General features: G+C 71.9%; 12 protein-coding genes and 1 pseudogene. 7 read left to right on the forward strand and 6 right to left on the reverse strand.

Going from position 1 to position 11,479, the window contains the following annotated elements; genetic code table 11:
• From E1258_RS10355 to E1258_RS35765, 3 genes and pseudogenes are all read left to right on the forward strand, one after another.
• On the forward strand, positions 1-1,286 hold a 1,286-nt coding region (locus E1258_RS10355), incomplete at its 5' end, for a CHAT domain-containing protein (RefSeq protein WP_132399082.1).
• On the forward strand, positions 1,283-2,431 hold the full coding sequence (locus E1258_RS10360) for a hypothetical protein (protein ID WP_132399084.1): 1,149 nt from the start codon (positions 1,283-1,285) through the stop codon (positions 2,429-2,431). The genes E1258_RS10355 and E1258_RS10360, both read left to right, overlap by 4 nt.
• Before the next feature lie 92 nt (positions 2,432-2,523).
• A pseudogene (locus tag E1258_RS35765) lies at positions 2,524-2,979 on the forward strand (DUF2071 domain-containing protein); the annotation flags it as partial.
• Positions 2,980-3,043: 64 nt separating this feature from the next.
• Here the strand turns inward: E1258_RS35765 and E1258_RS10370 are convergent.
• The gene (locus tag E1258_RS10370; RefSeq protein WP_132399086.1) at positions 3,044-3,361 is read right to left on the reverse strand and encodes a protease inhibitor I42 family protein; all 318 of its coding nucleotides are present in this window, start codon (positions 3,359-3,361) and stop codon (positions 3,044-3,046) included.
• 11 nt (positions 3,362-3,372) lie between these two features.
• Complete coding sequence (locus E1258_RS35770) at positions 3,373-3,714, reverse strand: C1 family peptidase (RefSeq protein WP_371688595.1); 342 nt, start codon at positions 3,712-3,714, stop codon at positions 3,373-3,375.
• Positions 3,715-4,285: 571 nt separating this feature from the next.
• Here E1258_RS35770 and E1258_RS10380 point away from each other — a divergent pair.
• Complete coding sequence (locus tag E1258_RS10380) at positions 4,286-6,394, forward strand: M43 family zinc metalloprotease (protein ID WP_305847269.1); 2,109 nt, start codon at positions 4,286-4,288, stop codon at positions 6,392-6,394.
• 102 nt (positions 6,395-6,496) lie between these two features.
• Here E1258_RS10380 and E1258_RS34570 read toward each other — a convergent pair whose 3' ends face one another.
• On the reverse strand, positions 6,497-7,216 hold the full coding sequence (locus E1258_RS34570) for a nuclear transport factor 2 family protein (RefSeq protein WP_243715320.1): 720 nt from the start codon (positions 7,214-7,216) through the stop codon (positions 6,497-6,499).
• Positions 7,204-7,371, reverse strand: a complete 168-nt coding sequence (locus E1258_RS33905) for a hypothetical protein (protein WP_207919496.1) — start codon at positions 7,369-7,371, stop codon at positions 7,204-7,206. Before E1258_RS33905 ends, E1258_RS34570 begins: the two co-directional genes overlap by 13 nt.
• 170 nt (positions 7,372-7,541) lie before the next feature.
• Here E1258_RS33905 and E1258_RS10395 point away from each other — a divergent pair, with 170 nt between their 5' ends.
• Together E1258_RS10395 and E1258_RS10400 are read left to right on the forward strand one after the other, a co-directional pair.
• Entirely contained in the window at positions 7,542-7,757 is a 216-nt protein-coding gene (locus tag E1258_RS10395) for a hypothetical protein (protein ID WP_132399090.1), read from the forward strand.
• A 346-nt stretch (positions 7,758-8,103) separates the two neighbouring features.
• Positions 8,104-9,765 carry a ricin-type beta-trefoil lectin domain protein gene (locus E1258_RS10400; RefSeq protein WP_132399092.1) on the forward strand — a complete coding sequence of 554 codons (1,662 nt, stop codon included), beginning with the start codon at positions 8,104-8,106 and terminating at the stop codon, positions 9,763-9,765.
• A 105-nt stretch (positions 9,766-9,870) separates the two neighbouring features.
• On the opposite strand, the gene E1258_RS10405 is transcribed toward E1258_RS10400, so the two are convergent.
• Together E1258_RS10405 and E1258_RS10410 are read right to left on the reverse strand one after the other, a co-directional pair.
• Complete coding sequence (locus E1258_RS10405) at positions 9,871-10,167, reverse strand: hypothetical protein (RefSeq protein WP_207919497.1); 297 nt, start codon at positions 10,165-10,167, stop codon at positions 9,871-9,873.
• A gap of 195 nt (positions 10,168-10,362) precedes the next feature.
• The gene (locus E1258_RS10410) at positions 10,363-10,884 is read right to left on the reverse strand and encodes a TetR/AcrR family transcriptional regulator C-terminal domain-containing protein (RefSeq protein ID WP_371688596.1); all 522 of its coding nucleotides are present in this window, start codon (positions 10,882-10,884) and stop codon (positions 10,363-10,365) included.
• A gap of 50 nt (positions 10,885-10,934) precedes the next feature.
• Here E1258_RS10410 and E1258_RS35775 point away from each other — a divergent pair, with 50 nt between their 5' ends.
• Complete coding sequence (locus tag E1258_RS35775) at positions 10,935-11,441, forward strand: DUF4386 domain-containing protein (protein WP_371688597.1); 507 nt, start codon at positions 10,935-10,937, stop codon at positions 11,439-11,441.
• Positions 11,442-11,479 lie beyond the last annotated feature (38 nt).

The raw sequence follows: 11,479 nt of genomic DNA on the forward strand, positions 1-11,479 counted from the left end.
CCATTCCCGAGCGGGGGGTGGACGTGCTGGTCACGGCCGCCTCGGAGACGCTGTCGATCGACTCGGACGCCGTCCACGTCGTACGGGTTTATCCCGGTGCGGACCCCGACGGCGTCGCGTTCGTGCTGAGCGCCGCCGAGGAGGGCCGGCACGAGGTCACGGTCCGGGCCTTCCTCGACGGTGGCGGCAGCCAGATCGCGGCGATCGTCCGCACGGTCCTGGTCACCGACTCCGCGTCGTACGCGCAGCCGCACCGGCTGGCGGCGCGCGTCGAGCACCTCACCCCCCGGCCGGACGAGGTGACGCTTCAGGTAGACCGCCGCCGCGACGGCTACGCCTTCCGGCTCGTCGGCCGCGACGGCCCGGCGGCCACGGCCGAGTCGATCCCCCGGGGACTGCTCGCGGACCTGCTGCGCACCGTCAACGCGGCGGCCCGGGGCACCGGCGGGCAATCCGCCGTCGTCCGGGGCGAGCTCGCCGGGTACGGCTCGCTGCTGTGGCGGGCGATGCCGCCGGAGATCGGCCGCGAGGTCGAGGCCCGCCTGGCCACGGCCACCGGCCTGACGATCTGTAGCGACGTCAGTGAGCTGCCGTGGGAGTTGCTGCTGCCCCCCACCTGGGACGAGTTCCCCGCCGAGCGGCTGGCGGTCATGCGGCAGACCGGCACCCACTCCCCCGCCCGGTCGCTGTCGCTGACCGACGCGGTCTTCGTGCACGGTCGGAACCCGCCGACCGGCGCCAGGGCCGAGGTCCGGGGGGTCAACGCCGGCCTCGGCGCCCCCGGCGCCCTGGTCACGACCGTGGCGGAGCTGGTCCGGCGGATCGAGCGGGGCGACTTCGGCCTGCTGCACCTCGCCTGCCACCAGGAGCATCCCGGCGCGGACTCCGACGGCGGCGTGGCGATGGACGACGGCCGGTTCCACCCGGTCGCGCTGGGGCGCGCCGCCGCCCGGGGCAGCCTGCGAGCCCGCTGCCCGCTGGTGTTCTTCAATGCCTGCCGCAGCGTCGACGGCGGCGCGTACGACACCCTCATGGGGGGCTGGGCCAACGAGTTCGTGCGCGCCGGGGCCGGCGCTTTCGTCGGCTCCACATGGGCCCTGCGCACCGAGTCGGCCCGTCGCTACGCCGACCGGTTCTATGCGGAGCTGCGCGGCGGCGCGCCGCTGGCCGCCGCGTCGTTCGCCGCGCGCCGGGAACTGCTGGCCGATCCGGGTGACCCGACCGGGCTGGCCTACGCCGTGTACGGGGATCCACAGGCGACCATCCTCAGGGGAGCAGGCACGTGAGCGACGAACGACCCGTCTTCGTGATCCACGGCATCGCCAACCGCGACCCGGCGGCGGTCGCCGGGCGGGTGGCGGAGCTCAGCGCCGCCGCCCTCGACCGGTGGCCGATGCACTCCGTCTACTGGGGTGACCTCGGCTCGTCCACGCTCGGGGTGGACCTGGCCATCCCGCCCGGCCCGGGGCAGACCTGGGATGTCCGCGACGGTGCAGCCCCGCCCGCCGGGCGGGACGCGGCGCTGGGGCTGGCCGGCCCGGTCCCGTTGACCCCCGCACAGCGCCTGGAGCTGGTCCGGGCCCGGGCCCGGCAGACGCTGGACCCTTCACCGATCGAGTCGCGGGGCGCGGCGCCGGAGGTCACCGAGGAGGCGCTGGCCGCGATCGCCGAGGCCTGGCCGCGAACCCGGTGGCTGCGGCACGCCGACGATCCGACGCTGCTCGGCGAGGTGGGCGCCGCGCTCGCCGCGGCGGCGCTGGACACCGCACGAGACGCCGGGCACGAGGTACGCGACCCGGGGGCGATCCGTCTGGCCATCCGCCGCCGCCTGCCCGAGCTGGATCGGGTGGCCGGCGCGGCCGTCGGGGCGGCCGGCGAGCGCTTCTACACCTGGGCGCGGATCGCCCGCGCCCAGTACGTCGCCCTGACCCTCGGCGACGTACTGGTCTACCAGCGGCACGGCGAGCGGATCCGGGCCCGCATCCGCGAGCAGATCGCCGCCGTCGCCGGGGAGCGCGCCGGGCGAAAGCAGCCCGTCCACCTGATCGGCCACAGCCTCGGCGCGGTCATCGCGCTGGACCTGGCCACCGGCGAGGACCCGGTACGCACGGCGGGCCTGGTCACCTTCGGCTGTCAGTGGCCGCTGTTCCACCTGTTCGACCCGCGCGGCGGTCAGCTCGCCCCGTACGACGGGAGCGGGCCGGTGCTGCTGCCGGACTCACTGGGTCGCTGGGCGAACCTGTGGCATCCGCTGGATCCGCTGGGCTTCGTCGCGAGCCGGCTGTTCCGCTGGGCGGACGGCTCCGCGCCGAGGGACGTGCGGGTGGAGCATCTGCTCTCCGACCAGCTCTACACGCACTCGGCGTACTGGACGAACCCCCGCCTGGTCTCCGTGCTGCACGAGACGTTCGCCGAGCCCGTGGACCGGTGAACCGTCCGCCACACCCGCGCTGCCGTGCGGGGCGGCACGACCCACAAAGCATCCTAGGAGGATGGAATGGAAGGGTCGGCGAGGATGGGGGCGTGCACATCGAGCCGGTCGATCCCGCCCCCGCGGGCGTTGCGCCGGGCGGCCCTGCGGCAGCGCTGGGAGGACCTCACCTTCCTGCACTGGGCGGTCGCGCCGGAGCTCGTCGCGCCGCTGCTGCCCGCCGGCACCCGCCCCGACACCTGCACCTACCGCTGCCGGCGCCGCTGGCCCGGCCCGGCCGGCGCGATGAGCCGCATGGTGGTCCGGGTCGGCGAGCCGGTCGCCGACCCGACCCCGCTGGAACACAATCCCGCTGGGGGCTGCACACCCGGGCGTACGGGCGCACGCTGCACCTGCCGAACTGGCATCCCCGCTGGCCGCTGCACCGGGCGGAGCTGCTGCACCTGGACGACGAGTTGGTCGCCGCCGCTGGGCTGCCCGCCCCCACCGGGGCACCGGTGAGCGTGCTGTACTCCCCCGGTGTGCCGGTCGTGTTCAATCCGCCCACCGTCGCGCGCCCGCCCGACTGGCCGGGGTCCGGCCGGGACGGCTGCGCCCCGGTTGGATCCGCCGTCACTCGATGCGCACCTCCAGCGTCCGCTCCTCCAGCGGCGACGACTCCCACGGGCGGGACCGGGCCAGCGTCACCTGGACCCTGCCCGGCGAACCAGCCTGGCTGCGCAGGCGGAACTCGCGTTCGCCGCCGCCGCCCGGCATCGGCGGGCCGTCGCGGCGCAACCGGGACGATTCGACCGTCAGCAGCGCCGGCTCGCTGACCGAGATCGACCAGGCGAAGCCGGTTGTCGGGTTCTCCGGCAACCGCACCACGGCGACGTCACCGGCGGTGAGCGTGACCGCCCGGTCCCGGTCGCCCACTTCTACGAGCGCCATGTCGCGCCTCCTCACCAACGGCAGGCTAGCCCGCGTAGGACTGGCGTGCCCCAACCTGCGCGAGTTGATAGAGCCGCACCCCCTGCACCTCGCTGGAAGTCCTCGATGCCGCACTCTCCGTAGGCGATCTTAGAGAAGCCCTGGTCGCCCCAGCCGGCGCCCCAGGGGTTCCTGCCGATCCAGCAGCCCTGGACGTCGTCGTAGCCGATCAGCGTGACGCAGTGGCCGCCGGCCAGCTCGCCGCCGGTCTGCCGGTACACCCCTGCGGTAGGCGCAGAAGTCCTGGTAGACGTAGAGGCAGGCGACGACCGAGCCGGCGGCTTGGGTTCCCGTGCCGTTTCACTGTACGTCATTTCTCCCCCTGCTATTCCGTCCGGCAATTTCCGAGCCGCGCTGCGGACAGGGCAGGGAGTTCACCCGACCCGCCCAAGTCGAAGCTCAGACTATGGCAGCTCGTCGCCGACGACGGCCGAATCCCGAAGCGGCGGAAGAACGGCCGGCGGCATCCGCAGGAATTCACCCTGTCTGAGCCTAGTCCACGCGTTGCATGTCTGGTGCGCACTCCGCACCAGGCCGTTCCATCTGGCGTTCGAGGGTCGGGGAAAGTTTCTCCGTCCGCTTTTCCGGCACGACACAGGCCGTCCGCATCCGTTCCTACGGCACGTATAGCCAAACTCCGTCGCGCTTGTCGCCGCCGCCCTAACATCTGTTTTCGAGGGGCGATCCACAGCAGTCGGAGGGGGAGGAATGGCGAGCGGGGAAATGAACCCGATGGGCGACGGGAGTCTGCCGGGCGGCCGACCGGTTCCGATGGGGACGCCCGGAGCAGTGGGGATGCCGGTCGTCGCGACGAGCGGTGCCACCGGCCCGTTTCTCATGAACGCCGCACCGGGACCGACCGGGGACGGCAGGACGGGCGGGGGCATGCGACCCGGAACAGCCGGAACGACCGGGATGGCCGGGATGGCCGGGATGGCCGGCGGGGGTGGTGACGCCGCCCCGACCGGGAACGGTGCCCCCGGGCCCCCGCGGCACTGGTGCGCCACGATGCCCGTGCACCGCAGGCTGCTCAACCAGAACCAGGACTACGCCCGGGCCCGGGGCGCGATCGAGAACAGCACCCGCCTGGCGATGTCGGGCCGGGCCGGCACGCGGTTCCCCGACGTCGTGCGCATCCCGGTCGTCGTGCACGTGGTCTATCAGGACGACCGGCAGAACATCTCCGACGATCAGATCCACTCGCAGCTCGCCGTGCTCAACGCCGACTACCGGGCGGCCAACAGCGACGTCGGGGCGGTTCCGGCCCCGTTCTGCGATTTGGTGGGAGACGCCCAGATCGAGTTCCACCTCGCCACGGCCGGTCCGGACGGCAAACCCACCACGGGCATCACCCGCACGCCCACCAGCGTGGCGCAGTTCTCCCCCGACGACGACGGCATCAAGTCGGCGGCGACCGGAGGCGTCGACCCGTGGCCGGCGGCGCGGTACCTCAACCTGTGGGTCGGTCAGCTGCGCGACGGCCTGCTCGGCTACGCGCAGTTCCCCGGCGGGCCGCCGCAGACCGACGGAGTGGTGATCACCTACACCGCCTTCGGCACCCACGGCACCGCCGCCGCGCCGTTCAACCTCGGCCGCACCGCCACCCACGAGGTCGGCCACTATCTCAACCTGTTCCACATCTGGGGCGACGACGGCACCGGCTGCGGCGGCACCGACGAGGTGGGCGACACCCCCAACCAGGCCGGCCCCAACCACGGCAAACCGAGCTTCCCGAGCCTGAGCTGCGACAACGCGCCCAACGGGGACCTGTTCGTCAACTACATGGACTACGTCGACGACGCGGCCATGTTCATGTTCACCAAGGGGCAGGTGGCCCGGATGCAGGCCTGCCTCCAGACCGCCCGCTCCTCGCTGCTGGCCACCGCCGCCACGCCGCAGCCGGCGGCCCCGGTGGTCAGCCGGGGCGCCGGACGGATCGACGTCGTCCGCCGGGGCACCGACTCGGCGCTGCACCGCAGGTGGTCCGACGGCACCGGATGGCAGCCCTCGGGCGCGCAGTGGGAACACCTGGGCGGGGTCTGCCTCGGCGAACCGCAGGTCGCCACCTGGGGTCCCGATCGCCTCGACGTGTTCGTCCGCGGCACCAACCGGGCGCTGTTGCACAAGTGGTGGGACGGTGCCGGCTGGCAGCCGTCCCCCGCCGGCTACGAGAGCCTGGGCGGGGTGTGTCTGGGCGATCCCCGGGTCGCCACCTGGGGCCCGGACCGGCTCGACGTCCTCGTGCGTGGCTTCGACCGGGCCGTCTACCACAAGTGGTGGGACGGCACCGCCTGGCGGCCCAGCACCACCGGCTACGACCACCTCGGCGGGATCTGCGCCAGCGAACCGCAGGTCGTCTCCCGGGCACCGAGCAGGCTGGACGTGTTCGTCGTCGGCGCGGACTCCGCGCTGCACCACAAGTGGTGGGACGGCGGGCAGTGGTGCCCCACCGGCCCGGACTGGGACCACCTGGGCGGGATATGCGTCGGTCAGCCGGCGGCCGTCGCCGCGAGCATGAACCGGCTGGACGTGTTCGTCGTCGGGGCGGACTCCGCGCTCTACCACAAGTGGTGGGACGGCACGGCCTGGCGACCGAGCGCCACCGGCTACGACTACCTCGGCGGGATCTGCACGAGCAGCCCGCAGGTCGTCGCCCGGGGGCCGAGCCGGCTCGACGTGTTCGTCACCGGCCCGGACGCCGCGCTCTACCACAAGTGGTGGGATGGCACGGCCTGGTGGCCGACCACCACCGGCTACCAACGCCTGGGCGGCGTCTGCACGGGCGATCCCGAGGTCGTCGCCTGCGGGCCGGACCGGCTCGACGTGTTCGTCACCGGCCCGGACGCTGCGCTGCACCACAAGTGGTGGGATGGCGTGCGGTGGCTGCCGTCGCCCCTGGAGTACGAGTCCCTCGGGGTGCCACTCGGACCGGGGTCGGCGGCCCAGCCGTCCCCGACGCAGCCGGTGCCGGCGCTGGTGACGACGGCGACGTGACGACCGACCAAGGACAGGAAGCGGACCGATGCCGGACACGCCCGACCGACTGAGCCGTCGCTGGCTGCACTCCTTCGAGGAGGACCACGAGGGGGTCCAGGTCTACCGACCGTCCGGGCATCCCTTCCCGCCGGCCAGGGGGCGGGCCGGCCTCGAGTTCCGCCCGGACGGGACCTTCATCGACCTGCCCATCGGGCGCGGCGACGCCAACGAGGCCCGGCCCGGCCGCTGGCACCAGGAGGAGCCACGGGGGCCGGTCCACGTCCACGCCGGGTCGGGTGACCGGCGGGTCATGGAGGTGCTCCACCTGGAGCCGGACCGCCTGGAGGTCCGGTGGCACGGCGGAGCCAGCTGACGGTGCCGCCGGGCAGGAGGGACTTGCGCCGGCCCGGCCGGCCGCTCGGTCACCCGATCGGTTGGCCACGGGCGGACCCAGTGTGTACGTGGCGGTGGCCGTGTCGAAGCGCAGCAGGTTGGCCGCGCGTCGGCGTCGACCCGGAACCGGAACATCCCGCGCACGCGCACCGGGGCCCGCCCGGCGGAGACCAGCCGGAAGGACATCCGGTACGCCAGCGCGGCCCGGTCCCCGTCGACCAGCAGTTCCTCCACCTCGTAGTGGAGGTCGGCGAACTCGGCCAGGAAGCCGTCGAGCCGCTCCCGGTAGCCGGCCCGGCCGACCACCCCCCGCCCGAGCCCGGCGGTGTGCTCGTTGACGAAGCCGACGCTGACGCAGGCGGCGACGGCATCGGCATCGCGGTTGTTCAACGCGGACAGGTAGCGCAGCACCGCGGCCCGGGTGCGGGCTGCGGTCAGTTCCCCCACAGCCGCCGTACGGTGTCGAACACCTGCTGGTCGTGGGAGATCTCGATGACGGTGCCGATGTGCGCGAACGGCTGGAGCAGGCCGAGCTGGCCGCGTCCATCACATTGCCACCAGCCTATTCGTTCCCCGGGCAGGCGGCGACGTGCCGCAGACACGAACCCGGCCGGACCGATTCGACCCGGCGGGACAGCAGTGCCCGGGGCCGGGCCGGCCTGCCAGCGTGGTCGACACACACCAGCGGGAGGACGATGACATCGTGCGCTAGGCAGGCTCGGCGGCACGGGCGTCGAGGTCAGCACGCTCTGTCCCGGCACGATGATGTTCGGTGCCCGGGGCAACACCAGACGTGCTGGCCCGGGAGAATGGCCTGACACTGATCGAGCTGGCGCCGGGCTTCGTGTCCAGCCACCCGGCGGTCACCAGCGCGGGCATCGGGCCGCCGTTGGCCCACACGCGGGCCCGGATGGAGGAATCCGTCGGCGGGGAGTTGCACCTGCCGGCCGGCGAGGTGCGGGTGGTGAGATCGGACGCCGTGAGCTGACTGCGGGCAGGAGACGCCCGCAGTAGTGACCTATTGGCGACCGACGATCGGTGACAGCTCTTTGCTTGCCCGTGTGAGCGATAACATGATAACTTTCCCGAGGAGCTACCGGGCCGCTCCAACCAGCTCACCGGGATCCCCTGCGGAACCCGGAGCAATGCGTATTGCAGCGTCGAGCGCGGATATCCGGGCCTATCGCAGCAATGGGACCAGGGCTCACCTTCCCGTCCCGTAATCGCAGGTAGCCGCCACCTCGATGTCGCCAGCGCACCGTCCCTTGCCCGCCAATTGACATCGATTGACTGGCAACACAACGACATCCGCCGTCCGGAAAGATGGAGAGTCAATGCGCGCACGTACCAGATGGTTGGCCGCCCTGAGCGTCGCACTACTGGGAGCAGCCGGAGTGGCTGTCGTCGACACAGTCGCCGCACCGAGAGCGGCCCAGGCGCTGGAGAACGGGGTCGCCCGCACCCCGCCGATGGGCTGGAACAGCTGGAATACGTTCTTCTGCAACATCAACGAGGCACTTATCCGGCAGATGGCCGACGCCATGGTCAGCTCCGGCATGCGAGACGCCGGCTACCAGTACGTCGTCGTCGACGACTGCTGGATGAACCCCAACCGTGACTCGGCGGGCAACCTCCAGGCCGATCCGACTCGGTTCCCCAGCGGCATGAAGGCCCTGGGTGACTACATCCACGCCCGTGGCCTCAAGTTCGGCATCTACCAGGCGCCCCTGGACAAGACCTGCGCCCAGTACTTCGGCTCCTACCCCGGAGCCACTGGCGCCATGGGTCACGAGGCCCAGGACGCCCGCCAGTTCGCCGCCTGGGGGGTCGACTACCTCAAGTACGACTGGTGCTCTCCCACCGGCACCATCAACGAACAGGTCAACCGGTTCGCCATCATGCGCGATGCCCTCGCCGCCACCGGCCGCCCCATCCTCTACAGCATCAACCCCAACAGCATCCACGAAAAGACCGGCCCCATGCGCAACTGGGGCGACGTCGCCAACATCTGGCGCACCACCGAGGACATCACCAACGCCTGGGACACCGGCCAGACCAACGGCTACCCCATGGGCATCCAGAACATCATCAACGTCAACGTGCCACTGGCCGGTTACGCACGTCCGGGTTCGTTCAACGACCCTGACATGATGGAAGTCGGCCGCGGCGGCATGAACGACACCGAGATGCGCAGCCACTTCGCGATGTGGGCCATCATGGCCGCACCCCTGATCGCCGGCAACGACCTGCGCAGCATGAACAGCGCCACCCAGACCATCCTCAAGAACGCCAACCTCATCGCCATCAACCAGGACACCCTCGGCCTGCAGGCCACCCAGATCTCCAACGACGGAACCCGCCGCGTGCTCGCCAAACGACTCGCCAACGGCGACATCGCCGTCGCCCTGTTCAACCAGGGCAGCTCCACCACCACCATCTCCACCACCGCCGCCGCGATCGGCAAGTCCGGCACCTCGTTCACCCTCCTCGACGCCTGGACCAACGGCACCTCCACCACCACGGGCACCATCTCCGCCAGCGTCCCGGCCCACGGCACGGTCGTCTACCGGGTCAGCGGCGGCGGCACCACGCCGCCCACCACGCCGCCACCGCCCACCACGTTCCGGCTCCGCAGCGAGTCCAGCGGCCGATGCCTGGACCTCGACAACAGCAACACGGCCAACGGCACGGGGATGCTGATCTGGGACTGCCACACCGGCGCCAACCAGCAGTTCACCCAGTCCGGCCAGGCTCTCCAGCTCATGGGCAAGTGCCTGAACCTTCCCACGAACGCCACCGCCGGTACGCGGGTGCAGATCTGGGACTGCAACGGGGGCACCAACCAGCAGTGGACCTTCAACGGCAACGGCACCATCAGCAGCGTGCGGTTCCCCTCACTCTGCCTGGACGTCAACAACGCCGGTACGACCAATGGCACCACCGTGCTCGTCTGGACCTGCCATACCGCCGCGAACCAGCGGTGGAGCCGGATCTGACGCCGCGATCGACCGGGCGCCCGGGATGCCACCGTCAGCAGACGGTCTGACATCCCGGGCCGCCCGGTCCCGCTCGTACGAAACGCGCCGAACACGCGCAACCCGTCAGCTCGGCCGACTCCGCCAACTCGTCGCGCCCGTCAAGGTGGTGCCGCCCTGGGACGGCTGGGCCAGCGCGCGGGCCTCGCGATGCGCGGTGGCGAACACCAGCATCGCCAGCAGGGCCGGCAGGTACGGCGCGGCGATCAGTAGCTGCGGGTTCATGGTGACCCCGAGCGCCGGCAGCGCCAGCCGCATCGCGTCGGCCAGGCCGAAGACGACGCAGCCGACCAGGGTGCGGCCGAGTCGCCAGGCGTCGGGGATCACGGCCGCGACCACCAGGTAGCCGCGCCCGGCGGTCATGTCCTGGTTGAACGACCCGGCCTCGGTTCGAGGCGCACCTGGCCCGCACCGGGGCGACCCTGCGGGTGCCCAGGGACCGCCGCCTGATCGAGGTGCTGCGCGAGGCGTTGCCCGCACGACCGCGCCGGCCCGTCCGACACCCACCGCTGTCAGCGGTCGGTCGTTCAGTCCGGCCACCGGGCCCGGCAGTGGGACTCACGACGGGCGCGCGTTGTCGACGTGCACCGTCAACGCGTCGAGGATCAGGTCGAGGCCGAACTCGAACTGCCCGCCGACGTGGTAGCCGGGCTGCTGGACATGCTGCGTGGTGAACTCGACCAGATGCGGATAGTCGCCCGCCGCGAAACCCTCCATGATCGAATCGGTGACCGCGTTGGCGGAGTCCGCGCCGTCGAACGGCAACGACGCCTCCTGCAACACGAAGGCGAAGACGTACGCGTCGATGATCGCGTACGCGTGCGCCGTCATCGGCAGCGAGAAGCCACCGGCCCGCAGTACGCCCAGCATGGCGTCGTGATGGCGCAGGGTGGCCGGCCCGGGGCTGGTCCGGGTTTCGACCAGGGCCAGCGCCCAGGGGTGCCGCGCGAGAACCGTGCGGGTCGAGAGGCAACGTCGGCGCACCTCGGCGCGCCAGTCGTCGCCCTCCCCGGGCAGCTCGATCTCCGCGAAGACCCCGTCGACGAGCGCGTGCCGTTCTGCCTGGCCCTCGGCCGGCAGGGCTGGCTGACGGTCTGGGGATTCGTCGGCGGATTGCCGATTTCCAGGAGATCTGGAGCCTGGGCCTGATCCTGTTCGGCGTCCACCTGCTGATGATCGGGTGGCTGGCGTGGCGGTCTGACGCCGTGCCGACCTGGGTGGCGGTGCTCGTGGCGATCGCCGGTGCGGGCTACCTCGCCGACTCGATCGGCGCGCTGGTCCCTGCCGCCTACCCGTTCCAGGTCGCCGCGGTCACGTTCGTCGGTGAGGTCGTCCTCATGGTTTGGCTGCTCGTGTTCGCCGCGTGCTCGCCCAGCCACCGCCGGTCCGATCTGGACGGGGACCGCGCTCGCCAGGCGCAGCCGCGTGAGACGGGTACACGGGTCGGTGTCCCGACGCGGGCCATGCCGCTGGCCGGGCGATCGACGGCGGGGTGGCCCGCGCCGCCGGGTGTCCGGCGGCGGGGCGGCCCGTCAGAAGGGGGTCTGCGGACAATCCAGAGCCTCGCGGAACCCGGATCATCATGGTGTCTCCTGCGGCTGACGGTGTCGCCCCAGGCTAGCCCCGGTGCGGCGTAGAGAGAGATGGCGTCTCGCAATTCGACGGCAAGTTTCGG

Origin of the sequence: Micromonospora sp. KC207 (assembly GCF_004348615.1) — a bacterium.
GTDB lineage: Bacteria > Actinomycetota > Actinomycetes > Mycobacteriales > Micromonosporaceae > Micromonospora.